Origin of the sequence: Longimicrobium sp. (assembly GCF_035474595.1) — a bacterium.
Classification (GTDB): domain Bacteria; phylum Gemmatimonadota; class Gemmatimonadetes; order Longimicrobiales; family Longimicrobiaceae; genus Longimicrobium.
In genome coordinates this window covers 77,311-103,714 of sequence record NZ_DATIND010000155.1, presented here as the reverse complement: position 1 = coordinate 103,714, position 26,404 = coordinate 77,311, and the positions used below count along the sequence as shown (strand labels likewise).

Here is a 26,404-nt window from a genome sequence, read left to right as displayed (position 1 = left end):
AGTCCCAGGTCCCAAGTCCCAAGCTGTTCACTCAGGACTTGGGACTCAGGACTTAGGACTATCTGTTTATCCTACGCTGCCTTCCATCTCCAGCTCGATCAGGCGGTTCAGCTCCACCGCGTACTCCAGCGGCAGCTCCTTGGCGATCGGCTCGATGAAGCCGCGCACCACCATCGTGGCCGCCGCGTCTTCCGAAAGGCCGCGGCTCATCAGGTAGAAGAGCTGCTCGTCGCCGATCTTGCTGACGGTGGCCTCGTGGCCGATCTGCGCGTACTCGTCCTGGATCTCGATGTACGGATAGGTGTCGGTGCGCGCCTCTTCGTCCAGCAGCAGGGCGTCGCACTCCACGTTGCTGCGGGCGTACTTGGCGCCCGGGTTCACCTGCAGCAGCCCGCGGTACGACGAGCGCCCGGAGCCGCGCGAGATGGACTTGGAGACGATGCGGCTGCTGGTGTGCGGCGCGTTGTGGATCACCTTGCCGCCGGCGTCCTGGTGCTGCCCGTTGCCCGCGTAGGCGATGGACAGGATCTCGCCGCGCGCGCCCTCGCCGTTCAGGTAGCAGCTGGGGTACTTCATGGTCAGCTTCGACCCCAGGTTGCCGTCCACCCACTCCATGGTGCCGTCACGCCCCACCGTGGCCCGCTGGGTCACCAGGTTGTAGACGTTGTGCGACCAGTTCTGGATGGTGGTGTAGCGCATCCGGGCGCCGTCCTTCACGATGATCTCGATCACGCCGGAGTGGAACGAGTCCTGGCTGTACGAGGGGGCGGTGCACCCCTCGATGTACTGCACCTGGGCGCCTTCCTCCACGATGATCATGGTGCGCTCGAACTGGCCCATGCTCTCCGCGTTGATGCGGAAGTAGGCCTGCAGCGGCATGTCGAGCTTCACCCCGGCGGGCACGTACACGAACGAGCCGCCGCTCCACACCGCGGTGTTCACCGCCGCGAACAGGTTGTCGCGGAAGGGCACCACGGTGCCGAAGTACTGGCGGACGATGTCCTCGTGGTCGCGCAGGCCGTCGTCCATCCCCTTGAAGATGACGCCCTGGTCCTCCCACTCCTTCTTCAGCGAGTGGTACACGACCTCCGATTCGTACTGGGCGCCCACGCCGGCCAGGATGCGGCGCTCCTGGTCGGGAATGCCCAGGCGCTCGAAGGTGTTCTTGATGGTGTCGGGCACCTCGTCCCAGGTCTTGCCGGTGCGCTCGCTGGGCCGGATGTAGAAGAAGATCTCGTCGAAGTTCAGCCCGCTGATGTCGCCGCCCCAGGTGGGCCAGGGGCGCTTCAGCGCGTGCTTCAGCGCCTTGAGCCTCAGGTCGAGCATCCACTGCGGCTCGTTCTTCTGAGCGCTGATCATGCGCACGATCTCTTCGTCGAGCCCCTTGCGGCTCTTGAAGAGGTATTCGACGTCGTCCTTGAAGCCGTACTTGTACTCGTCGAGGCCGAGTGCGGCCACGTCCTCGTTGTAAGGCATCGTGCCTCCAGGAAAGAAGTGCCTAGTTCCTAGTGCCAAGTGCCGAGTGTGCCATCTTCACCAGGCACTTGGCACTTGGTACTTGGCACTCGGTCACGCAGTGACTTCCTCGCGCACCCAGTCGTACCCGCGCTCCTCCAGCTCCAGCGCCAGCTCGGCACCGCCGGTCAGGATGATGCGGCCGTCCACCATCACGTGCACCTGGTCGGGCGTGATGTAGTTCAGCATGCGCTGGTAGTGCGTGATCAGCAGCACGGCCATCTCGGGCCGTTCCGCCTTGATCTTGTTGATGCCCGCGGTTACGATCTTCAGGGCGTCGATGTCCAGCCCGCTGTCGGTCTCGTCCATCACCGCCAGCACGGGCTCGAGCATGGCCAGCTGCAGGATCTCGTTGCGCTTCTTCTCGCCGCCGCTGAAGCCGTCGTTCACCGAGCGGAGCGCGAAGGTCGGGTCCATCTCCAGCATTCCCATCCGCGCCTCGAGCTCCTCCTGGAAGTCGAACACGTCCACTTCCTCGCCGCGCTTGGCACTGAGCGCCGTGCGCATGAAGTTGGCGACGGAGACGCCGGGGATCTCGACCGGGTACTGGAAGGCCAGGAAGATGCCGGCGCGGGCGCGCTCGTCGGGCTGCATGTCCAGCACGCTCTGCCCGCGGAACAGGATCTCGCCGTCGGTCACCTCGTAGGCCGGGTGGCCGGAGACCACCTTGCTGAACGTGCTCTTGCCGGACCCGTTGGGGCCCATGATGGCGTGGATCTCGCCCTCGTTCACCTCCAGGTCCAGCCCCTTCAGGATCTCCGTTCCGTCCTCGGCGATCTCGGCGTGAAGGTTGGTGATCTTGAGCAGCGGTGCGGCCATCGTCTTCGTCTCCCGGAAGATGCGCGGCGCCAGTGGGCCGGCATCGAGCTCTGGTTATCTGCTTGCGGTGTGATCGGAGCCGCTGATACCCCGGTGTGGCGAGGGTGTGCGGGTTTTCAAGAATGATTCTCCGTATCAACCGGCAACCTAGGCCTCGTGCGCGCGTACGTCAAGGCATGAGCGCGCGCCGCGGGGGCCGCCCGCGAGCCGCAAATTTCGCACGCGCGAGGTACAGACGGAGTGCGAGAGTGCGAGAGTGCGACGCGCATCCGGCACTAGGCACTTGGCACTTGGCACTTGGCACTTGGCACTTGGCACTCAGCACTCAGCACTCAGCACTCGAGACTACCCGATCCGTGAACAGCGACCCGATCCCCCTTCCCGACCGTCCCCGCACCGTCCTCGTCCTGGGCGGCGGCGGGATGAAGGGCGTGGCCCACATCGGCGTGTGGAAGGCGCTGGACGAGGCCGGCGTGCGCGTGGACGCGGTCATTGGCACCAGCATCGGCGCGCTGATCGGGTGCTCGCTGGCCGGGGGGCATGGGTGGCGCGAGCTGGCCAGGATCGCGCGGGCGCTGACCAAGGACGACATCGTGTCCATCAACCGCCGCGCGGTGCTGTTCGGCGGCGTGCGCGAGGAGGCGGTGTTCGACGGCCAGCACTACCGCGGGTGGATCGAGCGCAACCTGCCGCTGAAGAGCTTCGCCGACGCGCGCTTTCCGGTGCGCGTGAACGCCGTCTCGCTCGTGTCCGGCGAGGAGCGCTGGTTCGGCACGGGGATCGACGAGAAGACCACGCCGCTGGATGCCATCTACGGCAGCTGCGCCATCCCCATCTACTTTCCCCCGCTGAAGCTGGATGGCGACGTGCTGGTGGACGGCGGCGTGCTGGACGTGCTCCCCATCCGCCACGCGGCGCAGTGGGCCACCGAGCGCATCATCGCCGTCGATGTAGGCGCGGAGATCGTGCCGCCGGCCGAGGGCTACTTCGAGCGCGGGATGATCGCCATCCACGACCGCGTGCTGACGCTGAACCTGCAGCAGCAGCGCCGCAACGCCGCCCTGCTGGGGTGGGACGGCCCGCCGCTGCTCACCATCCGCCCGCGCATCGGCCACCTGGGCGGGTGGGACTTCGACCGCACGCAGTTCTTCCTGGAAGAAGGCTACCGAGCCGCCCGCGAGGCGCTGCGCAGCGCCGCCGAAGCGGCGTAGGCCGCGGACGATCAACAGAAGCCGAAGCGGCGCGTCGATGGACGCGCCGCTTCGGCTTTCTGCATCATCCGAGCGACCGGCGCAAGGCGGCTATTCGCTCCCCGACGCGCGCAGGCGGTCGACCGTGGCGCGGACGCGGCCGGCCACCTCCGCGTCGCGCCGTGGGGCCCGGGCCAGGTAGGCGGTGAACGCTTCCAGCGCGCCGGCGCTGTTGCCGGCGCGGACGTAGGCATTGCCAAGGGCCATCCATGCGTCGGCCCAGTCCGGCGCGATCCGCACCAGCCGCGAAAGCTGCGCGACCGCCTCGCCGGGCTGCCCCGCGGCGGCCAGCGCGTCGCCGTACTCGCGCAGCAGCAGCGGCTCGGCGTCGCCCGCCAGCTCCAGCGCGGTGCGGTACTCCGCCAGGGCCTCGCCAGGTTGGCCGGCGGCCACCAGCGCCAGCCCGAGCCCGCGGTGCACGTACCACTGCGACGCGTCTTCCAGCACCGCCTGGGCAAAGGCCTCGCGCGCCTCGCCGGGCCGGTTCTGCACCAGGTAGAGCAGGCCCAGGCTGTACATCAGCATCTCCTTGCTCTCGTACACGCGCGACGACCGGCGCTGGTCCCGCCGGCGCAGCGCCGCGAGCACCGAGTCCAGCTCCACGCGCGCCTCGCCGTAGCGGCGCAGGCTCACCAGCGCCAGCGCGCGGGCATGGCGCGTGTGGAAGTCGCCGGGCGAGTGGCGCTCCACCCGCTCCAGCCCGCGCGCCGCCTCGTCCATGTTGCCCCGCGCGTACTCCAGGAACGCGCGCGTGAAGCCGTCGTCCGCCCAGTCTCCCGGGAGCTGCTGGTACGCCAGGGCAAGGAGCCCGCGGTGCACGAACGGGTTGCGCACGAGCGCCGCCAGCTGCAGCGAGTCCGCGGCGATCACCTCGGGCTTCCGCAGCACGTGCGCGTCGTCGCGCATGTATTCCTCGAAGCGCCCCGCGTCGTGCATGTGGAACGCCACCCACGCGGCGTACAGCGGCTCCGCGCGAGAGGGGTCCAGCCGCGCCGCCCAGCGGAACATCCCCTCGGCCTGCGACACCTCCTGGCCGTTCATCAGCTCGACACCGCGGTCGAAGTACGCGCTCCAGTCGTTGGGATCCGCGCCGGCGGGGAGCACCGGACGGGCGCCCTGCGCCGCGGCCGCCGTCACCGACAACTGCAGTGCGAGCGCGAAGACCACGCTCCTGACAGGGGTTTTGTGCATCGGAATGCTCGAATGAAGGGGTGATGGATGAAGAGGAACCGCAAGATGAAGAGGCTTCGGTGTGCTACGGCCTGGCGCCGGCGGGCTTCGCGGGTGCGGGTGCGGGCGTGACGGGCCTCGCGGGCGCGGCCGACGGCGCGGGGGCGACGGGCGGCCCGGGCGCGGGCTGCGCGGGCGGGGCCGGGGCGGTGGTGACGGCGGGGGCGACGGCGCCCTGCGGGTCGATGGCGGCGAACATCTGGGTGTAGAGGATCATCAGCCGCTGCGAGCTTTCCGGCTGGCCGCGGGAGAGCAGGGTGATGACCTCGTCGCGCTGCGAGAGGATGCCGGTGAGCACCTGCCGCTCGCGCGCGTCCGGCACCTGGCCCACGGTGCCCTGGACGTCGGTGAAGAAGCCGGCCATCAGCTGCCGCGAGCGCTCGTAGTTGCTGCGCATCGACTCGGCCAGCGCGGCGCCCAGCCGCCCCTGCTCGCGGCTCAGCCTGAGCTCCAGCCGCGCCGCCTCCAGGTCGCGCCGCGCGTGGCGCCTGGCGACGTTCTGGGGGAAGAAGCCCAGCAGAAAGGCGATCACGATCGCGGCGGCGACCAGGCCAATTGTGCGGCGGTCCATGGGGATCGAGGTCGTGGCGGGGAGCGGTAGGTGCCGGGAGATCGGCGGACGGATGCTCACGCATGCTGGCGCGAGATGCAGGCACGGCTGAACGGTACGGCTCCCGGCCCGGACGCGCCACCCTCAGCATCTGCCCGGCTGCCATCCGCCAATGGAATTGGCGGGCAACACCAGCACAAAGTCCCTGCGGGACTGCGGCCGTCGTTTCGTGGCGGTCGGCGGGCGCTTTCGCGAACCTCGCGCATCACGGCACGCGTCAGCCATCGCCAGCCCGGCCGCGGTGCGCGCCCGCCGGCATCGCGCCCTCTCCGGCCGGCCGAGGCCGTCCACCTCTCCCGTACCGGGAGAGGTAGCTGGGACGCATCGGCGCTAACTCTCAAGCATCCGTGCGGGTCGAGTCTGATCGGCGCGCGGATGCTGGAGAGCCACCCTCTCCCGGGACGGGAGAGGGTCGCGCCCTCCGGCGCGGGGTGAGGGCGGCGCGGGCGCAGGTGACCCGCACCCTGCCGCATCCCTCGCCATCTCCCTCCATCCTCCCCATCCCCTGTCCCCTGTCCCCTCCTCCCGCACCATCTCCGCCTCTGTCCTACATCCGGCGCCGCCCGTTACATTGGCAAGCTCCCGGCTCGACCCCCACCCGGCAGACATCCGGAACGAACCCACGGTGCACACGACGGAGCGGGCGCGCGGACGATGAAGATCGCCTACGTCACGGAAAGCCTGCTGCCCCACGTGGACGGCGTGTCCCGGACGCTCGCGCAGCTCTTCGGGTTCCTGGAGCAGCAGCCCGGCGTGGACTTCCGCGTGCTGTCGCCCTTCACCCCCCCGCCCGAGATCTCGTGGGCGGGCCGCGTGGGCCACCTCCCCTACGTGCGCTTTCCGCTGAACCGCGCGTACCGCGTGGCCGTGCCCATCGGCCACAAGGTGAGCGCGCGGCTGGATGCGTACGGCCCCGACCTGATCCACGTGGTCAGCCCCACGCCCGTGGCCGTGCGCGCGCAGAAGTACGGGCTGCGGCGCGGCATTCCCGTGGTCAGCAGCTTCCACACGCACTTCGTGTCCTACTTCCACTTCTACCGGCTGGGGTGGCTGGAGGGGTGGGGATGGAACGTGCTGCGACGCTTCTACGCCCGCTGCGAGGTGGTGTACGCGCCGTCGCACGGCATCATCCGCGAGCTGGCCCGGCATGGGATCACCAACACCGAGCTGTGGTCGCGCGGGATCGACCTCGCCCGCTTCTCGCCCCGCTGGCGCGACGCGGAGCTGCGCGCGCGGGTCGGCGCCGACGACCGGACGCCGGTCCTGCTGATGGTCAGCCGGCTGGTGAAGGAAAAGGACCTGGCCGACCTGGTGGCCGCCGACCGCATCCTCCGCTCCCGCGGCGCGCGCTACCGGCTGGTGCTGGTCGGCGACGGGCCGATGCGCGGCGAGCTGGAGAAGTCGCTCCCCGACGCGCACTTCGCGGGGCACCAGACCGGCGAGGCGCTGGCGCGGTGGTACGCCAGCGGCGACGTCTTCGTCTTCCCGTCGACCACCGAGACGTTCGGCAACGTGATCCTGGAGGCGCAGGCGTCCGGCCTCCCCGCGGTGGTGGTGGACAGCGGCGGCCCGCCCGACCTGGTGGAGCCGGGGGAGACGGGGCTGATCGCGCGGGCGAACGATCCGGAGGACTTCGCGGCGAAGGTGCTCTCGCTGCTGGAGGACCCGGAGGCGCGGCGGCGGATGGGGTGCCGCGGGCGCGAGGCCGCCGCGGAGCACGACTGGAGCGCCATCAACGGCCGCCTGCTGGAGAGCTACCGCCGCGTCCTCGAAGGCTACCGGCCGCGCGCCGCGCGATGACCGCCCCGCCCCACCGTCCGCCGGACGCGCCGAAGCGGCGGCTGCTGGACCGGCTCTTCCGCAGCGCGCTGGTCCTGGTCCCCCTCGGCGTCGTCGCCAACATCTGGTGGACCTGGTACGCCACCGACCACAGCGTCTTCGCCCGGCTTGGCAACCTCCCCCGCCAGTACCTTCTCCTCGCGCTCTCGCTCGGCCTGGCCCCCTGGCTCACCAACGCCACGCGGATGTGGCTGTGGGGGCGCTTCATGGGCGTCCCCCTCTCCTGGCGCGACAACCTGGGCGTCACGCTGGGGTCCGAGCTGGCGGCGTCCGTCGTTCCCACCAGCAGCGGCACGGAGGTGATGCGCTGGGGAATCTTCGTGCAGAAGGGGGTGCCGCAGGGGCGCGCCATCTCCATCGTCACCCTCTGCTGGCTGCAGGACTCGCTCTTCTTCGCGCTGGCCATCCCCGTCTCCATCGTCGTTTCCCGCGCGTGGGAGCTGCCCGTTCTCCGCGCGGTGGGGCGCGAGGCGCGGGGGAAGGTGGCGTGGATCGCCCTCGTGGCCGCCGCCGCGACCTTCGGCGTCTGGCTGCTGTGGAAGGCGCTGCTGATCGGCGGGCTGGGAGAGCGGCCGCGGCGCAGGGGGCTGCGGTGGACGGCCCGGATGCGGCGCCGCACGGCGCGGACGGTGGGCGAGGTGCGCGAGGTGCGGCGGATGGTGGTGCGGCGGGGGAAGCGGCGGTTCGTGCTCACCCTGCTCATCACCGCGGTGCAGTGGAGCTGCCGCTACTCGGTGGTGACCGCGCTGGCGTACTTCCTGGCCCCGCAGGCGCACGTGGACCCCGTCCTTTTCTTCCTCCTGCAGTGGGTGGTGTTCACCGCGCTCAACTTCGTGCCCACGCCGGGCGCTTCGGGCGGGGCGGAGGCGGCGTTCGTGCTCGTGTACTCCGCGCTCCTTCCGGAGGAGGTGATCGGGATCGCGACGGCGGGGTGGCGCTTCCTGACCTTCTATCTCCAGCTGGGGCTGGGCTCGGTGATCTTCACCGGGATGAACGTGGCCGACGCGCGCAGGGCCGCGGTGGAGCGGCGCCGGCAGCACCGGGCGGCGAGGGCTTGACCACCGGCCGTAAGTACCGGTAATTTAACCACTTACTAACTATGGTTCAGCAGTGAACGACCCTCGACAAACGAGGGGGGATGCTGTATATTCGTTGTCATGAAGACGGCCATCGATCTCAAGAGCGCAGCCGCGCAGTTCGACGCGACGCAGCAGCCCGCAGGCAGGGGCGTGCGCCGGGTCTCGGAGCCGGGGGAGAAGCAGCTTCCCCTCGCGGAGCTGAGCGACGAGCAGCTGTTCCAGCGATATACGCAGGGCGACGGTGACGGCTTCCGCTTGCTGGTGGAGCGGTACGAGCCGCGCATCCAGGGCTTCCTGCGCAAGCGGTTGAACGACGAGGAGCGCGTGGCGGACCTCACGCAGGACACCTTCCTGCGCATCCACCGGGCGCGGGAGAGCTACGACCCGGCGCGGAAGTTCAGCACGTGGATCCACACGATCGCGAACAACCTGCTGAAGAACGAGTTCCGCAACCGTTCGCGCCGGCGCGAGACCACCTTCAGCGAGCTGCGCCCGGAGACGGGGAGCAGCGGCGCGCCCAGCCGGCCGGTGGAGTTCGCGGCCACGGGGCACAACCCCGAGCGCGAGGCGTACCGCCGCGAGCTGCGCGAGGCCATCGACACGGCCATCGAGCGGATGGACGAGCACCACCGCATCCCGTTCGTGATGCGCGAGGTGGAGGACCGCACCTACGAGGAGATCGCCGAGCAGATCGGCATTCCGGTCGGCACGGTGAAGAGCCGCCTGAACCGCGCGCGCAACTCCTTCCGCATGCTCCTCCCCGTCCCGGTCTGAGCAGACGGCGGTAGAGGCAGACGGTAGACAAGACGGTAGATGACGAGCGGCCCGCTCCGGAGTGATCCGGGGCGGGCCGTTTCTGCGTTCTGGGGATAAAGATCGCGGAGATGGAGGCTGCGGAAGATGTAGATCGCGAGATGGAGGCCCGCGAAGAAGAGAGGCCGCGAAAATGCGACTGAAGTCGCGGCTACAACGGCACGCAGTCCGCCTTCGCGGACTTCGTTTCGGCGCAGTCGAAGTTGCAGTGCTCCCCTCGCCCGCGGAGCGGGCGGAGGGGCCGGAGGAGGGGGCTAGCCGGCCGGGCAGGGATGCCTGTCTCCATGCAGCTGTGTAATTTCAGTTCACCGCGCCACACGGCGATCACCTTACCACCGGGTTACACATGGGAACCACACGCCCAGAATTACCTGAGAACGGCACATTGCCCAAAGGCGAACCAACGCCCCTGAACACCCTGGCTTCTGAGTTCGACGACCTTTTGGAACGGATGCAGACTCCCGAGGCCATGGCAGGGATGTTGGCCGCATTAAGGGGATCACCCGAGGAACTCGGACGCGCAGCAGTCGCGGCCGCGCGGAAGAGGTCCGGCTGACCGCCGGCCGTTACTCCGCCTTCCTCGACACCAGCAGCACCAGCGGCCACTGCACCTCGCGCGGCGCGTCGCCCCAGGCGCGGCGGAGGTCGTCGCGGACCTGGTCCACCGGGTCGGTGCCGTGCGCGGCGATGTAGCCGCGGGTGGCGCTCCAGGTGCCCAGGTAGCCCGCCGCGTCGTCGGCCGTCCACTCCTTGCGCATGAAGAACGGCGGCGCGTCCACCGGCTCGAACGGCATCTCCACGCCCGCGTAGCCCTGCTCGATCATGGCGCGGTCGGGCGGCCAGTACGGGCCCACGATGTCGCGGTACAGGTGGTCGACCACCGCATCGATCTCGGGCGTGGTGCGGAACACGGCGTACGCCCACACGGCCAGCACGCCGCCCGGCTTCAGCACGCGCCCGGCTTCGGCGAAGAAGCGAGGGATGTCGAACCAGTGCAGCGCCTGCGCGACGGTGATCAGGTCCACGGTCCCGCTCTCGATCCCCGAATCCTCCGCGGGCGCGGTGCGGTAGGTGACGCGGGGGTGCGCGAAGGCGCTGCGGATCTGCTTCTCGCTCGCGTCCGTGGCGATCACTTCGGCGAAGTGCTCCGCGAGGGCGATCGCCGCCTGGCCGTTGCCCGTCGCGCAGTCCCACGCGAGGCCGCGGGCGGGGGCGATCTCCGCCAGCCAGGCGTACAGCTCGGGAGGATAGTCCGGCCGGAAGCGGGCGTACGCGTCGGCGTGGCCGGAGAAGTGGTCCTTGAAGATGGTTTCGGGCGGCATGGAGATTCGGGGATCTTCGTCGGGTCGCGCATTGCGTGGGATGACGGATCCCAGGTTGCGCCCCCGCGCCCGCGCCCGCAAGATTCGCCGCCCATCTCCATCCCCCGACTGACGAAGCAGGGACGTGATGCATCTCCCCTTCCGACGCCCGCCCGGAGGCGCCGCGTGACCGCCGCCGACGGCTTCGAGGCGCGCGTGCGCGACAGCTTCGCGCGGCAGACGGCGATGGCGACGATGGGCGCCGAGATCGCGCACGTGGCGCCGGGCGAGGTGGACCTGCGGATGGCGTACCGCGCGGACCTGGCGCAGCAGCACGGGTTCCTGCATGCCGGCATCGTCTCGGCGCTGGCGGATAGCGCGTGCGGCTACGCGGCGTACACGCTGATGCCGCCGGACGCGGGCGTGGTCTCCGTCGAGTTCAAGGTGAACCTGATGGCCCCCGCCGCCGGCGAGTCGTTCGTCGCCCGCGCGCGGGTGAAGAAGGCGGGCCGCACGCTCACCGTCTGCAACGCCGACGTCTTCGCCCTGCGCGCGGGCGAGGAGCGGCTGATCGCCACCATGCAGGCCACGATGATGACGCTGCTGGACCGCGGGCTCGCGGGATAGGGGACAGGGGACAGGGGACAGGGACGGCGGGAACGATCGCGACGGCTCGCGCCCTGCATCGCATCTCTCCATCTCCACTTAGGACTCAGGACTTGGGACTCAGGACTTCTTTTCCCTGGAGCGACGATGCCCGGCTGCCCGACCATCACCCTTCACGGTGTGACGCAGGACGTGTGGGACTGCCTGAAGGCCGAGGCGAAGCGCATCGGCGTGCCCGTGCCGGCGAGCGAAAGCGGCAGCGCGAGCGCGCAGGGCGCCAGCGCGCGCTACGAGTGGAACCCCGAGTCCGGCGTCCTGACGGTCACGTTCACCCAGATCCCGGCGTGGATCGACTGCTCCAGCATCGAGCAGCGCCTGCGCATGGCCGTCCACAACTGCGGCGGCGGCTGATCCGGCGAGCCAGAGGCATCGGCCGCGGAGATTTCCCGTCGATCGCCCCGATGCCGAGGCTGCAGTCGCGTAGCGACTTTGTGCTGTTGTTGCCGCGGATTCATTCGCCTTCCAGCCTTTCCAGCCTGCTCGCAGGGCAGGTGAACAGCCACACGACCCGATGACCCATCGCCCCACCCCCCCACACCTCCGCGCGCTGGCGACGGTGCTCGCGGCCGCCTCGCTGCTGGCGGCCTGCCGCGGCGGCAGCGGCGCGCGTCCCCAATCGCCGCGCCCCGAGACGCTGATGCAGCCCGGGATCTCGCGCGAGCTGGCCGCCGCGCGCGCCGCCACGCTTTCCGACGTGCGCTACGACCTGTGGCTGGACCTGACGCAGCGCGACACCGCCGCGGGGATCGTCCGCATGGCCTTCACGCGCGCGAAGGACGCGGGGGATCTCGTCGCCGACTTCCGCGGCCCCACGCTGCTGGACGTGCGCGCCAACGGTGACGCGGTGCGCGACTTCGACTGGCGCAACGGGCACGTCCGCATCCCCGGCCATCACCTGAAGGGCGGCGCGAACGTGGTGGAGATGCGCTTCGCCACGCGCATCGCTCCCGTCGGCGCTTCGATCATCCGCTTCGACGACCGCAGCGACGGGACGTCGTATCTCTACACGCTCCTGGTCCCCTCCGACGCCAATCTCCTCTTCCCCTGCTTCGACCAGCCGGACCTGAAGGCGCGCTTCCGCTGGCGGCTGAGCGCGCCCGCGGCGTGGACGGTCATCGCCAACGCCCGCGCCGAGTCGCGCGACACCTCGGGGGCGGGGGTCACGTGGAGCTTCGCGCAGACGGAGCCCATCCCCACCTACCTGGCCGCGTTCGCCGCCGGGCCGTGGGCCGCGTGGGAGTCGGCGCCGGCGGGTGGACGGCCGGTCACGCTGTACGGCCGCAGGTCGCGGCGCGCCGAGGTGGACGCGGACTCGGTGATCCGCGCCAACCGCGAGGCCGCGCGCTGGCTGGAGGGGTGGTTCGCCGTCCCCTTCCCCTTCAGCAAGCTGGACGCGGTGCTGGCGCCCGCTTTCCCGTTCGGGGGGATGGAGCACGTGGGCGAGATCTTCTACAATGAGAACTCGTTCATCTTCCGCGAGCCGCCCACGCTGTCGCAGCGGCTGGGGCGCGACGCCACCATCTACCACGAGGTCAGCCACCAGTGGTTCGGCGACCTGGTGACCATGCGCTGGTTCGACGACCTGTGGCTGAAGGAGGGGTTCAGCACCTACATGGCCGCGCGCATCCAGGACGAGCTGTCGCCCGGGTCCGAGGCGTGGAAGACCTTCTATCTCCGCAACAAGCCGGTCGCCTACGCCACCGACGCGACCAGCGGGACCACGCCGGTCTGGCAGGAGCTGGCCAATCTCGACCTGGCCAAGAGCAACTACGGCCCGATCGTCTACAACAAGGCGCCGTCGGTCATCAAGCAGCTGGCCTTCCTGGCGGGCGACAGCGCCTTCCGCGCGGGGCTGCACCTCTTCCTCACCCGCCACGCCTACGGGAACGCGACCTGGCAGGACCTGCTGGGCGCGGTGCAGGAGACGTCGGGGGTGCCGCTGCGGCAGTTCGGCGAGCAGTACATCCTCCGCGCGGGAATGCCGCGGGTCGACACGCGGGTGGAGGGGGATGGATCGCTCCTGCGCCGCGTGGTCCTCACCCAGCGGCCGGTCAGGGAGATGCCGGGGGACCGCGGCGGATGGTGGCCGATGAAGGTGCGGGTGCGCCTGGGATATCACGACCGCCCCGACGTCGTCCTCCCCGCCCAGTTCGCGGGCGATTCCGCCGTGGTCGACGGCGCCGCCGGGCTGCCGATGCCGGACTACGTATGGGCGAACGATGGGGATTACGGCTACGGACTCTTCATCCCCGACGAGCGCAGCGCCGCCTGGATCGCGGGCCACGTCGGCGAGGTGCGCGACGGCCTCCTGCGCGCGATGCTGTGGGGCGCGCTGTGGGATCTCGTGCGCGACACGCGCCTCCCGCCCGCGCGCTTCGCCGAGATCGCGCTGCGCGAGCTGCCGCGCGAGCGCGACGAGCAGATCGCGAGCGTGATCGTGGACCGCGGCGCCGCGGCGCTGGTCCGCTACGCCCCGGACGCGGACGCGGCGCGGCTCTTTCCCGCGTGGGAGCGGATGCTGGCGGCGCGCGCGCAGGACGCGTCGCTGGGCTACGGGATGCGCAAGGAGAGCCTGGACGCGCTGGCGGGGACGGCGCGGACGGCGGAGGGGCGGGCCGTGCTGCGCGAGTACCTGGCGGGAACGCGGTTGTTCAATGGCGCCGCGGTGAAGCAGCCGACGCGCTGGAGCATGGTGCAGCGCCTGCTGGCGCTCGGCGAGCCCCACGCGCGCGCTCTCTACGAGGCCGAGGTGCGCCGCGACTCCACTCCCGAGGCGGCGCGGCGCGCGTTCGTGGCGCGCGCGGCCACGCCCGACAGCGCGGTGAAGGCCGAGTATTTCCGCCGCTACCTGGACGACCCCACGCTGAACGAGGAGTGGGTGACGGCGAGCCTGGGCGCGTTCAACGAGGGAGACCAGACGGCGCTCACGCTTCCCTTCCTGCGCTCGTCGCTGGAGCGGCTGGAGTGGATCCGCGACAACCGGCGCATCTTCTTCCTCCCGTCGTGGATCAACGCCTTCGTGCGCGGCCAGGAGAGCGCGCGGGCGCTGGCGACGGTGGACCGGCTGCTGGCCGAGAGCCCCGACCTGCCCATCGACATCCGCCGCAAGGTGCTGCAGGCGCGCGACGAGCTGGAGCGCACCGTCGCCATCCGCCGCGCCGCGGGGGCGGGGACGTGACGCAGGCCGACTGAATCGGGCGAACAAAGCCGCCGATCTGCAGCGATGCAGATTCGGCGGCAGTCGTTCGACGCGTCCTAAAAGACGAAACCCCTGGTCCGCGGACCGAGGGGGCCCAGGGTTCTACCCCTGGGGATGTAAAGTAAACCTGCGACGGTACTCACTGTCCGTCAACGGATCAACCCAGGAAGCGAGTCGGTTGAACGGGGGATCAATGGAAGTCGGCTCGGCACTGCTCCTCCTGGCGACCGCGTTCGTGGCGGGGGCGATGAACGCGGTGGCGGGCGGGGGCTCGTTCCTCACCTTCCCCGCGCTCGTCTTTACCGGCGTGCCGTCCATCGTGGCCAACGCGTCCAGCACGGTGGCGCTGATGCCGGCGGCGGCGGCCAGCGCGTGGGGGTTCCGCCACCACTTCCGCGACTTCGAGGGCGTGTCGCTGCGCGCGCTCGTCACCGTGAGCCTGGTGGGCGGGATCGCGGGCGCGCTCCTCCTGCTGCTCACGCCGCAGCGCCTGTTCGACGGCGTGATCCCGTGGCTGATGCTGACGGCCACCGTCGCCTTCACCTTCGCGCCGAAGCTCACGCCGCTGCTCCGGCGCGTGGTGCGCATCGGGCCGCGGACGCTGGTGGCGGCGCAGTTCTTCATCGCCATCTACGGCGGCTACTTCGGCGGGGCGATCGGGATCATGATGCTCTCCGCGTGGTCGCTCTTCGGCCTCACCGACCTGAAGCAGATGAACGCCACCAAGACGATCCTGGCCGCCACGATGAACGGCGTGGCGGTCGTCTGCTTCGTCATCGCCGGGAAGGTGTGGTGGCCGCAGACGCTGGTGATGCTCGCGGGCGCGGTCACCGGCGGCTGGCTGGGCGCGCACGCGGGAAAGCGGATGGACCAGAAGGTCGTGCGGGCGATGATCATGGTGATCAGCATCACCATCACCATCGTGTTCTTCGTCAGACGGTGACGCGCGGCGCGATGCGTGAAGGGCGACAGGTGTTCGAGCCTCGCGGGGTTGGCGAGGCTTCGTCGTTGTAGGTGTGGGGGATTCGCATCGGCCGACTGGCCCGCGCGTCCGCCGCGGGATACCTTCCCGGCTCGTCCCCCGAGCCCTATGGAAACGACGGAAAGCATGAACGATTCGACGTCCCCGCTCCCCGACTGGAACGCGCTGGCGGACCGCGCGCTGGCGGGCGAGCTGATCACCCGCGACGAGGCGCGCGCCGTGCTGGCCGCGCCCGACAGCGCGCTGCTGGAGCAGCTGGCGGCCGCGTACCGCGTGCGCCGGCACTTCTACGGCAACCGCGTGCGGCTGCACTTTCTCTGCAACGCGCAGAGCGGGCTTTGCCCCGAGGACTGCAACTACTGCTCGCAGAGCAAGATCAGCGCGGCCGAGATCGAGAAGTACCCCCTGCTGGCCCGCGAGAAGATCCTGGCCGCCGCCGACCGCGCGGCCGAGCTGAAGGCGGGCACCTTCTGCATGGTCATCAGCGGGCGCTCGCCGGGCGAGCGGGTGTTCGGCAAGGTGCTGGACGCGGTGCGCGCCGTGCGCGAGAAGCACGACCTGAAGGTGTGCGCCTGCCTGGGGCTGCTCACCGAGGACCAGGCGCTGCGGCTGAAGGAGGTGGGCGTCACGCAGGTGAACCACAACCTGAACACCTCCGAGCGCCACACCCCGAACATCGTCAGCACCCACACCTTCGGCGACCGCGTGGCGACGGTGGAGGCGGTGAAGGCGGCGGGGCTGAAGACCTGCTCCGGCGGGATCGTGGGGATGAACGAGACGGACGACGACGTCATCGACCTGGCGCTCAGCCTGCGAGAGCTGGAGGTGCGCAGCGTCCCCGTCAACTTCCTGATCCCCATTCCCGGCACGCCGATGGCGGCCGCCAGCGGGCTGGACCCGCGCCGCTGCCTGCGCATCCTCTGCCTCTACCGCTTCCTGCTCCCCTCGCAGGAGATCCGCATCTCCGGCGGGCGCGAGGTGCACCTCCGGAGCATGCAGGTGATGGGGCTGTACGCCGCGAACTCCATCTTCATCGGCGACTACCTGACCACGCCGGGCCAGGCCGCCCGCGCCGACCTGGAGATGATCCGCGACATGGGCTTTGTCCTCGAGTCCCCCGATGGCGAGGCGCTGGACGAGGACCCGCTGGACGGCGTCCCCGGGCTCTTCCGCGGCGAGGCGCTGCCCGTGCTGGCGACGGCCTGACGGCAGGAATCATACAGACGCACGGAGAAACGGAGAGGCACGGAGAACTCGTCGCGGTTCTCCGTGCCTCCGTGTCTCCGATACCGAATTCGGGGATCGATCGTGCAATCCGCCAGCGCACGTGCGACCTCGCCTATGGATCCTTCGGCCTGCAAACGTCCGTGCGAGGCAACGACGGTGTGGCCGGCCTCAGGATGACGTCTCTCTGTGCGTTTGCAATGCACAGGTGATTGCCAGATCCGGTATCAAACCCCCGCCGTTCCGGTCTTACCGCCCGTGGAACACGTCGTACGGGTTCACGTTGCGGCCGGCCCACCAGCGCGAGGCGTCGCTCAGGATGGCGATGGCGAAGTGCAGGTGCGTGTCGCCCGGGGCGGCGTTCCCGGTGTCGCCCACGTAGCCGATCGTCTGCCCGCGCGTGACCCGCACGCCCTCGGCGATGCCGTCGGCGTAGCGGTCCAGGTGCGCGTAGTAGTAGCGTGTGCGGCCGTCGTCGTCCAGCTGGTAGATGGTGATTCCGCCCAGCGAGCTGTGGTGCAGCTTGATGATCGTGCCGTCCGTGGTCGCCAGCACGTGCGTGCCGCGCGGCGCGTGGATGTCGATGGCATCGTGCACGCGGCCGCCGGAGCGCGCGTCGTTGTACGTGTCGTGCAGCTGCCCCGCGGTCAGCCCCTCCACGGGGAGGAGCAGATTGCGCGAGCGGAGCACGTCCACGATGTCGCGCGCTTCGTCGCGGCGCGGGATGGGGAACGTGGCCAGCAGCGCCATCCGCTGGGCGGACACGGGCGCGGCGGTCAGCGCGAGCGCGGCCAGGGCGGCAAGCGCGCGCGGGAGCTTACGGGCAGGGTACTGCCGGTTGGGTGAGGGCATTGGCCATGGTACTCATCGGCGGCTCGACTGCCGTGGCCGGGCGTGCGGCGGGCGCCCCTGCGGTAGGCTCGTAGCTTTGCGTCGCCGGCTTTCGCCGGGTTTGCCGTTTGTCGTGGAGTCCCGGACGTGGGCGCCGGGGGCGGACTGCGAGTTACAACCCGGTACTGCCGGGCTTTCGAGGGGGATGGGCGGGAAGGATCTCCTCTGCGCTCGGGGTCGTCGTTGCCGGACGCGCGCGCGGGCCGCGGTGTGTGCGTGGCTTCCGGTCGGCGGATTGTGCGATTGATCGGGGCCCATGATAGTCCGCGCCCCCGCCGCGCGCCAGAGTCTTGCGTCCACGCCGCTCCCATCCCGCCATCGGCCGGGTCCGCCGTGGCATCTGATTCGCATCCGCGTCGCAGATTTCCCTCTCCTCCTGGACGGCGGACGACAGCAGGCCGGGGGAGATGGAGATCACGTTGCCGGCCCGCGGGAGGGCGCGTAGCATTCGCGGGTCCGGTTCCCCGTTCCAACGACCATCCGCCGCGAACGCGAGGGGATTTTCCGATGCGCAGAGAGGTCCTGATGCTCAGCACGATCCTGTACGCCGCCGGGTGCGCGGGCGGGCACGGCGGCGGCGCCACCCCCGAGGACAGCGCGCACGTGGCCGCCATGGCGCACGAGCACGCCGGCGATTCCCCCGTCGCCAACGCCGCGACGGCCCAGCCGCGGCAGGAGGTGCGCGGCGAGGAGGTCGTCTACGCGACGGTCGGCGGAAAGCAGATCCGCGGCTACATGGCGTATCCCGCCGCCGCCGGGGCGAACGCCGCGCTTCCCGCCATTCTCATGGTGCACGAGTGGTGGGGGCTGAACGAGAACATGCGGATGATGGCGCGCCGTCTCGCGGGCGAGGGGTACCGCACGCTGGCGGTGGACATGTACGGCGGGCAGGTGGCCACCGACGCGCAGGCGGCGCAGCGGTACATGATGGAGGTGATGAACGACCGCGAGAGCGGCGCCGCCAACCTGGCCGGCGCGGCGGCGTTCCTGAAACAGCAGCAGCACGCGCCGAAGATCGGGACGATCGGCTGGTGCTTCGGCGGGGGATGGAGCCTGCAGGCGGGGCTGCGGATGCCCGAGCAGGTGGACGCGGTGGTGATGTACTACGGCCAGCCGGTGACCGACCGCGCCCAGCTCGCCCGGCTGGACGCGCCGCTGGCGGGCTTCTTCGGCCTGCAGGACCGCGGCATCCCCGCCGACAGCGTGCGGAAGATGGAGCAGGAGCTGAAGTCGCTCGGCAAATCCGTCGACATCCACTTCTACGACGCGAGCCACGCCTTCGCCAACCCCAGCGGGCAGGCCTACAACCCCCAGGCCGCCGCGGACGCGTGGACCCGCACCGTCGCCTTCTTCAACCGCACCCTGAAGAGCTGAGGGTCGAAAGAAGAAAAGACGGATCTCAGTTCTTGGGGGATGCGCCCGTTGCCCGTCATCCCCGCCGCCCGTAACCTTGTCCGCCCGATCACGCCGACCCGCACCCGCGAAGACCGTTGACCACCGGCTCCCATCCCCCCGTCCCGGAGAACGCCGCGCTGGCGATCGAAGTGCGCGGGCTGCACAAGCGCTTCGGCGAGACCGTGGCGGTGAAGTCGCTCGACCTGCGGGTGCGGCGGGGCGAGTGCTTCGGGCTGCTGGGGCCCAACGGCGCCGGGAAGACGACCACCATCGAGATCCTGGAGGGCCTCACCCCCCGCGACGCCGGCGAGGTGGAGATCCTGGGGATGCGCTGGGAGCGCGACGGCGACCGCATCCGCGCGCGGCTGGGCGTGCAGCTGCAGGAGAGCGAGTTCCCCGACCGCTCCACGGTGGAGGAGATCGTCCGCCTCTTCCGCTCCTTCTATCCGCAGGGCCCCTCGCCCGACGAGCTGATCGGCTTCGTGCAGCTGGAGGAGAAGCGGAAGACGCAGGTGCGCAACCTTTCCGGCGGGCAGAAGCAGCGCCTCTCCGTCGCCTGCGCGCTGGCGGGCTCGCCCGACATCCTCTTCCTGGACGAGCCCACGACCGGGCTGGACCCGCAGTCGCGCCGGCAGCTGTGGGACGTGTGCGAGGCCTTCCGCGCGCGCGGCGGCACCATCCTGCTGACCACGCACTTCATGGACGAGGCGCAGGCGCTCTCCGACCGCATCGCCGTGCTGGACCACGGCGAGATCATCGCGCAGGGGACGCCGGACGAGCTGATCGAGGGGCTCGGCGGCGCGTACGTGATCGAGTTCGCGGCCACGGCGCCCGTCGCCGAGGCGGAGCTCTCCGCCATCCCCGGCGCCCGCCGCGTGGCCGCGCGCGGCGAGAACACCCTGCTGACGGTGGACGACCTGGCGCAGTCGCTCCCCGGGCTGCTGGCGGCGGTGACGGCGGCGGGCGGCGAGCTGACCGAGCTGAACACGCACCGGGCCACGCTGGAGGACGTCTTCCTGGCCCTGACCGGACGGGAGCTGCGCGATGAGTGAGTTCAGCCCCCTGCGCGAGCTGGTGATGACGCGCATCCGCGCCTTCCTGCGCGAGCCCGAGGCGCTGTTCTGGACCTTCGTCTTCCCCATCCTCATGGCCGTGGGGCTGGGCGTAGCCTTCCGCGACAAGCCGGCGGACCGCGCGGCGGTGGGCGTGCAGCGCGGCAGCATCGCCGAGCGCTATCTCCCGGCGCTGCGCGCGTCCGGCGAGATCCGCGTGGTGATGCTGGACGACACCGCCGCCGAGCGCGCCGTGCGCAAGGGCGACGTGGCCGTGGTCCTCGCCGGGACGGACCACCTGGTCTACCGCTACGACCCCGCGCGCGACGAGAGCCGCGTGGGCCGCCTCCTGGCCGACGAGGCGGTGCAGCGCGGCTCCGGCGCCCCCCGGCCGGTGGCCACGGCGGACGACCGGCACCGCGAGCCCGGCGCGCGCTACATCGACTGGGTGATTCCCGGCCTCATCGGGCTGAACCTGATGAGCACGGGGATGTGGGGGATCGGGTTCGGGCTGGTGCAGATGCGCAACAAGAAGCAGCTGAAGCGCCTGGTCAGCACGCCCATGCGGAAGCGCGACTACCTGACGTCGATGATCCTGGCGCGGCTGGTGTTCATCGCCCTCGAGGTGCCGCCGATCATCCTCTTCTCGTGGCTGGCGTTCGGCGTCCGCGTCCGCGGCTCGCTGCTGGCGCTGCTCGGGCTGGTGATCCTGGGGGCGATGACGTTCGCGGGGCTGGGGCTGCTGGCGGCCAGCCGCGCCCGGACCATCGAGGGGATCAGCGGCATCCTGAACGTGGTGATGCTGCCGATGTTCGTGCTCTCCGGCGTCTTCTTCTCGTCCAGCCGGTATCCCGAGGTGATCCAGCCGTTCATCCGCGCGCTCCCGCTCACCGCGCTGAACGACGCCTTCCGCGCCGTCTACAACGACGCGCTCCCCATCTCCGCGTACTGGCCGCAGGTCGCGATCCTCGTCGCGTGGATGGTGCTGACGTTCGTCGCGGCGCTGAAGCTGTTCCGGTGGCAGTGAGTGCGTGAGTGCGTGAGTTAGTTCCGACGGAAACCCGAAATCTCGAGCGATGGCTGAAGGAACGATGCGGCGCATCTGCGTGTTCTGCGGCTCCAACCCGGGGCGGCGGCCGGAGTACGCCGGGGCGGCGAGGGAGATGGGGCGCGTGCTGGTGGAGCGCGGCCTGGGGCTGGTGTACGGCGGCGGCAACGTGGGGCTGATGGGGATCGTGGCCGACACCGTGCTGGCCGGCGGCGGCGAGGCCATCGGCGTGATCCCCGAGGCGCTTATGGCGCGCGAGGTGGGGCACGCCGGGCTGACGGAGCTGCACGTCGTGCGGACGATGCACGAGCGCAAGGCGATGATGGCGGACCTGTCGGATGCGTTCGTGGCGCTGCCGGGCGGGTTCGGGACGTTCGAGGAGTTCTGCGAGGTGCTCACCTGGTCGCAGCTGGGCTTCCATCCCAAGCCGTGCGGGCTGCTGAACGTGGCCGGCTACTACGATCCGCTGCTCGCGCTCTTCGACCGCGGCGTGGAGGAGGGCTTCATCCCCGCGAAGCACCGCGGGCTGGTGATCGAGGAAACCGACCCGGCGCGCCTGCTGGACGCCTGCGCCCGCTTCCAGCCGCCGTCGGCGAGCAAGTGGATCGGCCGCGACGAGCGGTGATAGGGGACGGGGGACAGGGGACGGGGACACCTCGAACATCGTACAAAAAGCGGAGGAGCAGGGAGATGATCATCTCGCTGCTCCTCCGCTTCCCTGCGTGATGGCCTGCTCTTCCGGCTCCTCCGCATCGGCGCTCGCGGGCTGGCCTCCTCACCGGCGACTGAAGTCGCAGCGTCGCAGCAACAACTACGGGAAGCCTCGCAAACTGCGCGAGGCTGTTCGGCTCGGAAGCTGGCTCCGGTTGCGGAGGACGATCGACCGGCGCCCCTCCCTGTCCCCTGTCCCCTGCAGTTCACCGCGGGCGCTGGACGCGGCGGGCCTCGGCGCGGGTCAGGCGGCGCAGGTCGGCCTCGGCGGCGATGTAGCCGAACGGGGCCCAGTTCTCGGCCTGGGTGACGCGCCAGAACACCTGCTCCGCCTCGCCGGCGCGGCCGTTGATCAGGAGCCAGTTCCCCGCCCCGTACGCCTGCGTGACCATGTCCACCGTGCTCTTCCCGGCGGGGTTCAGCAGCGAATCGGCCGGCAGTTCGCCGCGATACAGGCGGATGCGCTGGAGATACGGCTCGGCTTCCGTCACGCGCACCCCGGCGGGAACCGCGTTCAGCGCGGCCTGCGCCTCGTCGGGGTGGCCGCCGCGGCGCAGCGACATGTACAGCCAGTCGGTGGAGGCCACGCGCTGGTCGTCGCCGCGCGACGCGTCGACCGCGAAGCGGAAGGCGTACGCCGCGCGCGCGAAGTCGCCGCGGAGGTAGTGCGCGATGCCCAGGTGGTACCACGCGGCCTGCTGCAGCGTGCTTCCCGTCGCGCCGTCCGGATCCGGCTGGTCGGGGCGGCCGCGCAGCAGGCGCTCGGCCTTCTCCAGGTCGCCGACCGCGCGGTCGAACTGGCGCACGGTGATCCAGCGGTGCCCCCGGAAGCGGTAGAAGCGGGCGTCGCGGGGATGCTTGTCGATCCCCTCCGTCCACATCCCGATGGCCTCGCGGTAGCGCCCCAGCGCGGCCAGGCGGCGGCCGTAGGTCAGGATCACCTCGGCGTCGTCGGGGGCGCGGTCGTAGCCCTGGCGGGCGGAGTCCAGCTGCGCCTCGGCGCGCTGGCGGGCCTCCAGCGGCAGCTCGGGCGGGTACAGCGGCTGCCCGAACAGCGAGCGGGCCTCGGGGCGCCCCGCCGGCCCCGGGCGCGACCCCACGTGCGGAACGCACGACGCCAGCGCGAGGAGCGCCGCCAGCGCGAGCGTGCGGACGACCGGGTGCGGACGCGCGGAGGAAGCCGTCATGCCGAGGTGTGGCTCGGGGAATGGCATCGTGGGACGGAACTCTGGATTCCGTCACAGGATAGGCGGCGCGGGGCGAAAAGAAAAGGGATAGGGGTGATGGGGGGCAGGGGACAGGGAATAGGGGACAGGGATCATCATGAGTGGGAGATTCGGCATCGGCCCCGGGATGCGGCCGCGAGGTGGATGGCGCCAGCGCCCGCGCGACGGGGGCTGAATGGCTTTGCGCCGTCCGTATCGAACTCTCCGCGCTCCGTCGGGGACGTGGGATCCGCCGCTCTCCCACTTCGTCAAAAAGAGACATGATTTTCGTTGACCGATGGGCCGGGGGGGACCAACTTCCATCCACTGCAGGATTCCGGCTGGCTCACCTAGCATCCCCCGAGGTCTCCCCATGACACCCCGAACACCGCTCCGCCGCGTGCCGCTCGCGCTGGCCGCGGCTGCACTCGTCGCCTCCGCATGCGCCGAGCGGATCACCGACAGCGCCACGCCCGTCGCGCCGAACGCGCCACGGATGACCGTCATCCCCACCACGCCCTACACCGCCATCGACGGCGGCCAGACGCACGCCTGCGGCCTGGCGTCCACCGGCCAGCTCTACTGCTGGGGCCGCAACCCGGTGGGGCAGCTGGGCGACAGCACGGCGGCCAACTCGTCGGTCCCCGTCACCGTCTACCAGCTGGGCGTGACCTTCACCTCGTTCACGGCGGGGCCGCAGCACAACTGCGCGGTGACCTCGGCCGGGCAGGCGTACTGCTGGGGATACAACGCCGACAGCCGCCTGGGCGACAGCACCACCACGCTGCCGCTGCGCCCCATTCCCGTGCTGCCGCTGGGAGCGGTGTCGTTCACGGGCAGCCTGACGGCGGGGAACGCGCACACCTGCGGGCTGAACGCCTCGGGGCAGGCCTACTGCTGGGGAAGCAACGCGTGGGGCCAGATCGGCGACAGCACCACCACGTCGCCGTTCTTCCCCAAGGCGGTGCGGCAGGCGCCGGGCGTAACCTTCACGCAGGTGGCGGCGGGGAACAACTTTACCTGCGCGCTGGACGGCACCGGCCAGGCGTGGTGCTGGGGCTACGCGGCCGGCGGCGCGCTGGGGAACAACTCGGTGTCCACCAAGCGCTACCCGGTCACGGTCTCGCAGCCTGCCGGGGTGACCTTCACCAGCGTGTACACCGAGTACGACCACGTCTGCGCGCTGGACACCGGCGGGCAGGCGTACTGCTGGGGGAACAACGCCTGGTACCAGCTGGGCGACAACACGACCACCACGCGCAAGGTTCCCACGGCCGTGCTGCAGCCGGCGGGCGTGACCTTCACGCAGCTCACGCTGGGCGGCAGCTTCACCTGCGGGCTGACCTCGGCCGGGCAGGCGTACTGCTGGGGGAACAACAGCAACGGCCAGCTGGGCATCGGCAGCACCGCCAACCCCAACCCGCTCCCGGTGGCGGTTTCGCAGCCGGCGGGGGTGACGTTCACCAGCATCAAGGCCGAGCAGGCGGGCGTCTGCGGGCTGGACGGCAACGGGCAGACCTGGTGCTGGGGCGCCAACAGCTGGGGCCAGGTGGGCGACGGCACCACCACGCAGCGCACCACGCCGGTGGCCGTCTCGCACTGATCCCGCGCGGCCGCTGGCCGGGCTGATCTCACGCGGAGACGCGGAGCCGCGGAGGACCCACGACGGGTTCTCCGCGGCTCCTGCTTCGTGGGGTGAAACGGAGGCGGAAGAGACGCGTAGATGCGGGAGATTGCGCCGTTCTCCGCGTCTCCGCGTCTCCGCGCGAGATCCCCGACGGTAGGCAGAAGCGGGGATGGATCGTAGGTTGTGGGCGATGCGGAATCCCGATCCCCATCCAACCGAATTCCATACAAGATGACCCACGACGCGGACGTGATCGTCGTCGGCGCCGGCCTGGCGGGGCTGGTGGCCGCGGCGGAGCTGGCGGAGGCGGGGCGGCGGGTGATCGTGCTGGACCAGGAGCCCGCGCAGTCGCTGGGCGGGCAGGCGTTCTGGTCGTTCGGCGGGCTGTTCCTGGTCGACAGCCCCGAGCAGCGGCGGATGCGCATCCGCGACTCGCGCGAGCTGGCGCTGCAGGACTGGCTGGGCTCCGCCGGCTTCGACCGCGACGAGGACGTGTGGCCGCGCCGCTGGGCCGAGGCGTACGTGGACTTCGCCGCGGGCGAGAAGCGCGCGTGGCTCTACGAGCGCGGCGTCCGCTTCTTTCCCGTGGTCGGCTGGGCGGAGCGCGGCGGCTACCTGGCCACCGGCCACGGCAACTCCGTCCCCCGCTTCCACGTGACCTGGGGAACGGGGCCCGCCGTGCTGGACCCGTTCATCCGCCGCGTCCGCGAAGCCGAGGCGCGCGGCCTGGTCACCTTCCGCTTCCGCCACCGCGTGGACGGGCTGAGCGTCACCGGCGGCGCGGTGGACGGGGTCCACGGCGCCGTGCTGGAGCCGAGCGACGTCGAGCGCGGGAAACCCAGCTCGCGCACGGAAGTCGGCACGTTCGAGCTCCACGCGCAGGCGGTGGTCGTCACCTCCGGCGGCATCGGCGGCAACCACGAGCTGGTGCGCCGCAACTGGCCGCCGCGCATGGGCCCGCCGCCGAAGCGGATGATCAGCGGCGTTCCCGCGCACGTGGACGGGCGGATGATCGGGGTCGCGCAGGAGGCGGGCGGGCGCGTCATCAACCCCGACCGCATGTGGCACTACACGGAGGGGATCCAGAACTGGGACCCGATCTGGCCCATGCACGGGATCCGCATCCTCCCCGGCCCGTCGTCGCTCTGGTTCGACGCGCTGGGGCGCCGCCTGCCGCCGCCGCTCTTTCCCGGCTTCGACACGCTGGGCACGCTGGAGCACATCGTCCGCACGGGGTACGACCACACCTGGTTCGTGCTGACGCAGAAGATCATCGAGAAGGAGTTCGCCCTCTCCGGCAGCGAGCAGAACCCCGATCTCACCGGGAAGAGCGTGAAGAAGGTGGCCAGCCGCGTCCTCCCCGGCGCCCCGCCGCCGGTGGAGGCGTTCAAGCAGAAAGGCGCCGATTTCGTCGTGGCGAAGACACTTGCCGAGCTGGTGCGGGGGATGAACGCGCTGACCGACGAGCCGCTGCTGGACGCCGCCGATCTGGAGCGCGAGATCACGGCGCGCGACCGCCAGCTGGACAACCCGTTCTGCAAGGACGCGCAGGTGACGGCGCTCCGCGGCGCCCGCAACTACTTGGGCGACAAGCTGATCCGCGTCGCCAAGCCACACCGCATCCTCGACTCGAAAGCGGGCCCGCTGATCGCCGTCCGCCTTTCCATCCTCACCCGCAAGACGCTGGGGGGGCTGGAGACGGACCTCTCCGCCCGCGTCCTCCGCGCGGACGGCCAGCCGCTCCCCGGCCTGTACGCCGCGGGCGAGGCGGCCGGCTTCGGCGGCGGCGGGATGCACGGCTACCGCGCGCTGGAAGGCACCTTCCTGGGCGGCTGCATCTTCTCCGGCCGGGCGGCGGGACGTGCGGCCGCCGGCGCAGTGAAGTGACGTCACCCAGCTTCCTTGACAGGTTAATCAGGTGTTAGAGAAACTCTGTCAAGAGAAGGAC

At 70.6% G+C, this 26,404-nt stretch carries 22 protein-coding genes and 1 riboswitch; of the genes, 15 read left to right on the top strand and 7 right to left on the bottom strand.

What is annotated here, in order from left to right; translation table 11 throughout:
* Window positions 1-66: 66 nt before the first annotated feature.
* Window positions 67-1,476, bottom strand: a complete 1,410-nt coding sequence (sufB, locus tag VLK66_RS26810) for a Fe-S cluster assembly protein SufB (RefSeq protein ID WP_325312587.1) — start codon at window positions 1,474-1,476, stop codon at window positions 67-69.
* 93 nt (window positions 1,477-1,569) lie between these two features.
* Window positions 1,570-2,334 (bottom strand): Fe-S cluster assembly ATPase SufC, encoded by a 765-nt coding sequence (sufC, locus tag VLK66_RS26805; protein ID WP_325312586.1) that lies wholly within the window; start codon window positions 2,332-2,334, stop codon window positions 1,570-1,572.
* Between the two features lie 356 nt (window positions 2,335-2,690).
* Between sufC and VLK66_RS26800 the strand changes: the two genes are divergently transcribed.
* On the top strand, window positions 2,691-3,545 hold the full coding sequence (locus VLK66_RS26800; protein WP_325312585.1) for a patatin-like phospholipase family protein: 855 nt from the start codon (window positions 2,691-2,693) through the stop codon (window positions 3,543-3,545).
* Window positions 3,546-3,635: 90 nt separating this feature from the next.
* Here the strand turns inward: VLK66_RS26800 and VLK66_RS26795 are convergent, their stop codons facing one another.
* Both VLK66_RS26795 and VLK66_RS26790 read right to left on the bottom strand, forming a co-directional pair.
* Window positions 3,636-4,775 (bottom strand): tetratricopeptide repeat protein, encoded by a 1,140-nt coding sequence (locus tag VLK66_RS26795; RefSeq protein WP_325312584.1) that lies wholly within the window; start codon window positions 4,773-4,775, stop codon window positions 3,636-3,638.
* Between the two features lie 64 nt (window positions 4,776-4,839).
* Window positions 4,840-5,385 carry a hypothetical protein gene (locus tag VLK66_RS26790; RefSeq protein WP_325312583.1) on the bottom strand — a complete coding sequence of 182 codons (546 nt, stop codon included), beginning with the start codon at window positions 5,383-5,385 and terminating at the stop codon, window positions 4,840-4,842.
* Between the two features lie 693 nt (window positions 5,386-6,078).
* Between VLK66_RS26790 and VLK66_RS26785 the strand changes: the two genes are divergently transcribed.
* The 3 genes from VLK66_RS26785 (at window position 6,079) to VLK66_RS26775 (ending at window position 9,116) form a co-directional block, all read left to right on the top strand.
* Window positions 6,079-7,224, top strand: coding sequence for a glycosyltransferase family 1 protein (locus VLK66_RS26785; RefSeq protein ID WP_325312582.1), 1,146 nt, complete (start codon window positions 6,079-6,081; stop codon window positions 7,222-7,224).
* The gene (locus VLK66_RS26780) at window positions 7,221-8,321 is read left to right on the top strand and encodes a lysylphosphatidylglycerol synthase transmembrane domain-containing protein (RefSeq protein ID WP_325312581.1); all 1,101 of its coding nucleotides are present in this window, start codon (window positions 7,221-7,223) and stop codon (window positions 8,319-8,321) included. Before VLK66_RS26785 ends, VLK66_RS26780 begins: the two co-directional genes overlap by 4 nt.
* A 99-nt stretch (window positions 8,322-8,420) precedes the next feature.
* Window positions 8,421-9,116 (top strand): RNA polymerase sigma factor, encoded by a 696-nt coding sequence (locus VLK66_RS26775; protein WP_325312580.1) that lies wholly within the window; start codon window positions 8,421-8,423, stop codon window positions 9,114-9,116.
* A 605-nt stretch (window positions 9,117-9,721) separates the two neighbouring features.
* Here VLK66_RS26775 and VLK66_RS26770 read toward each other — a convergent pair.
* A complete protein-coding gene (locus VLK66_RS26770; protein WP_325312579.1) occupies window positions 9,722-10,477 on the bottom strand; it encodes a class I SAM-dependent methyltransferase in 756 nt (251 codons plus the stop codon).
* A 165-nt stretch (window positions 10,478-10,642) separates the two neighbouring features.
* On the opposite strand from VLK66_RS26770, the gene VLK66_RS26765 reads away from it, so the two are divergent.
* From VLK66_RS26765 to bioB, 5 genes are all read left to right on the top strand, one after another.
* Entirely contained in the window at window positions 10,643-11,083 is a 441-nt protein-coding gene (locus tag VLK66_RS26765; RefSeq protein ID WP_325312578.1) for a PaaI family thioesterase, read from the top strand.
* 126 nt (window positions 11,084-11,209) lie between these two features.
* Entirely contained in the window at window positions 11,210-11,473 is a 264-nt protein-coding gene (locus tag VLK66_RS26760) for a hypothetical protein (protein ID WP_325312577.1), read from the top strand.
* A 160-nt stretch (window positions 11,474-11,633) separates the two neighbouring features.
* Entirely contained in the window at window positions 11,634-14,300 is a 2,667-nt protein-coding gene (locus VLK66_RS26755) for a M1 family aminopeptidase (protein WP_325312576.1), read from the top strand.
* A gap of 214 nt (window positions 14,301-14,514) precedes the next feature.
* A complete protein-coding gene (locus VLK66_RS26750; RefSeq protein WP_325312575.1) occupies window positions 14,515-15,264 on the top strand; it encodes a sulfite exporter TauE/SafE family protein in 750 nt (249 codons plus the stop codon).
* A 165-nt stretch (window positions 15,265-15,429) separates the two neighbouring features.
* Entirely contained in the window at window positions 15,430-16,509 is a 1,080-nt protein-coding gene (bioB, locus tag VLK66_RS26745) for a biotin synthase BioB (protein ID WP_325312574.1), read from the top strand.
* A 267-nt stretch (window positions 16,510-16,776) separates the two neighbouring features.
* Here the strand turns inward: bioB and VLK66_RS26740 are convergent, their stop codons facing one another.
* Window positions 16,777-17,379, bottom strand: coding sequence for a M23 family metallopeptidase (locus VLK66_RS26740; RefSeq protein WP_325312573.1), 603 nt, complete (start codon window positions 17,377-17,379; stop codon window positions 16,777-16,779).
* A gap of 14 nt (window positions 17,380-17,393) precedes the next feature.
* Window positions 17,394-17,494, bottom strand: a riboswitch (cyclic di-GMP riboswitch).
* A 449-nt stretch (window positions 17,495-17,943) separates the two neighbouring features.
* On the opposite strand from VLK66_RS26740, the gene VLK66_RS26735 reads away from it, so the two are divergent.
* The 4 genes from VLK66_RS26735 (at window position 17,944) to VLK66_RS26720 (ending at window position 21,538) form a co-directional block, all read left to right on the top strand.
* Complete coding sequence (locus VLK66_RS26735) at window positions 17,944-18,792, top strand: dienelactone hydrolase family protein (RefSeq protein WP_325312572.1); 849 nt, start codon at window positions 17,944-17,946, stop codon at window positions 18,790-18,792.
* A 116-nt stretch (window positions 18,793-18,908) separates the two neighbouring features.
* A complete protein-coding gene (locus VLK66_RS26730) occupies window positions 18,909-19,865 on the top strand; it encodes an ABC transporter ATP-binding protein (RefSeq protein ID WP_325312571.1) in 957 nt (318 codons plus the stop codon).
* The gene (locus VLK66_RS26725) at window positions 19,858-20,892 is read left to right on the top strand and encodes an ABC transporter permease (RefSeq protein ID WP_325312570.1); all 1,035 of its coding nucleotides are present in this window, start codon (window positions 19,858-19,860) and stop codon (window positions 20,890-20,892) included. Before VLK66_RS26730 ends, VLK66_RS26725 begins: the two co-directional genes overlap by 8 nt.
* Before the next feature lie 49 nt (window positions 20,893-20,941).
* Window positions 20,942-21,538: a TIGR00730 family Rossman fold protein gene (locus tag VLK66_RS26720; protein WP_325312569.1), complete on the top strand. Its 597-nt coding sequence runs from the start codon at window positions 20,942-20,944 to the stop codon at window positions 21,536-21,538.
* A 292-nt stretch (window positions 21,539-21,830) separates the two neighbouring features.
* Here the strand turns inward: VLK66_RS26720 and VLK66_RS26715 are convergent, their stop codons facing one another.
* On the bottom strand, window positions 21,831-22,811 hold the full coding sequence (locus VLK66_RS26715) for a tetratricopeptide repeat protein (protein WP_325312568.1): 981 nt from the start codon (window positions 22,809-22,811) through the stop codon (window positions 21,831-21,833).
* A 391-nt stretch (window positions 22,812-23,202) separates the two neighbouring features.
* On the opposite strand from VLK66_RS26715, the gene VLK66_RS26710 reads away from it, so the two are divergent.
* Complete coding sequence (locus tag VLK66_RS26710) at window positions 23,203-24,432, top strand: hypothetical protein (RefSeq protein WP_325312567.1); 1,230 nt, start codon at window positions 23,203-23,205, stop codon at window positions 24,430-24,432.
* A gap of 255 nt (window positions 24,433-24,687) precedes the next feature.
* Window positions 24,688-26,343 (top strand): FAD-binding dehydrogenase, encoded by a 1,656-nt coding sequence (locus VLK66_RS26705; protein WP_325312566.1) that lies wholly within the window; start codon window positions 24,688-24,690, stop codon window positions 26,341-26,343.
* The last annotated feature ends 61 nt before the right edge of the window (window positions 26,344-26,404 follow it).

Coding starts and splice junctions, on each gene's coding strand:
- sufB (WP_325312587.1), bottom strand. CDS start 1,476: ATGCCTTACAACGAGGACGTGGCCGCACTCGGCCTCGACGAGTACAAG.
- sufC (WP_325312586.1), bottom strand. CDS start 2,334: ATGGCCGCACCGCTGCTCAAGATCACCAACCTTCACGCCGAGATCGCC.
- VLK66_RS26795 (WP_325312584.1), bottom strand. CDS start 4,775: ATGCACAAAACCCCTGTCAGGAGCGTGGTCTTCGCGCTCGCACTGCAG.
- VLK66_RS26790 (WP_325312583.1), bottom strand. CDS start 5,385: ATGGACCGCCGCACAATTGGCCTGGTCGCCGCCGCGATCGTGATCGCC.
- VLK66_RS26785 (WP_325312582.1), top strand. CDS start 6,079: ATGAAGATCGCCTACGTCACGGAAAGCCTGCTGCCCCACGTGGACGGC.
- VLK66_RS26780 (WP_325312581.1), top strand. CDS start 7,221: ATGACCGCCCCGCCCCACCGTCCGCCGGACGCGCCGAAGCGGCGGCTG.
- VLK66_RS26775 (WP_325312580.1), top strand. CDS start 8,421: ATGAAGACGGCCATCGATCTCAAGAGCGCAGCCGCGCAGTTCGACGCG.
- VLK66_RS26770 (WP_325312579.1), bottom strand. CDS start 10,477: ATGCCGCCCGAAACCATCTTCAAGGACCACTTCTCCGGCCACGCCGAC.
- VLK66_RS26760 (WP_325312577.1), top strand. CDS start 11,210: ATGCCCGGCTGCCCGACCATCACCCTTCACGGTGTGACGCAGGACGTG.
- VLK66_RS26755 (WP_325312576.1), top strand. CDS start 11,634: ATGACCCATCGCCCCACCCCCCCACACCTCCGCGCGCTGGCGACGGTG.
- VLK66_RS26750 (WP_325312575.1), top strand. CDS start 14,515: ATGGAAGTCGGCTCGGCACTGCTCCTCCTGGCGACCGCGTTCGTGGCG.
- bioB (WP_325312574.1), top strand. CDS start 15,430: ATGAACGATTCGACGTCCCCGCTCCCCGACTGGAACGCGCTGGCGGAC.
- VLK66_RS26740 (WP_325312573.1), bottom strand. CDS start 17,379: ATGCCCTCACCCAACCGGCAGTACCCTGCCCGTAAGCTCCCGCGCGCG.
- VLK66_RS26735 (WP_325312572.1), top strand. CDS start 17,944: ATGCTCAGCACGATCCTGTACGCCGCCGGGTGCGCGGGCGGGCACGGC.
- VLK66_RS26725 (WP_325312570.1), top strand. CDS start 19,858: ATGAGTGAGTTCAGCCCCCTGCGCGAGCTGGTGATGACGCGCATCCGC.
- VLK66_RS26720 (WP_325312569.1), top strand. CDS start 20,942: ATGGCTGAAGGAACGATGCGGCGCATCTGCGTGTTCTGCGGCTCCAAC.
- VLK66_RS26715 (WP_325312568.1), bottom strand. CDS start 22,811: ATGACGGCTTCCTCCGCGCGTCCGCACCCGGTCGTCCGCACGCTCGCG.
- VLK66_RS26710 (WP_325312567.1), top strand. CDS start 23,203: ATGACACCCCGAACACCGCTCCGCCGCGTGCCGCTCGCGCTGGCCGCG.
- VLK66_RS26705 (WP_325312566.1), top strand. CDS start 24,688: ATGACCCACGACGCGGACGTGATCGTCGTCGGCGCCGGCCTGGCGGGG.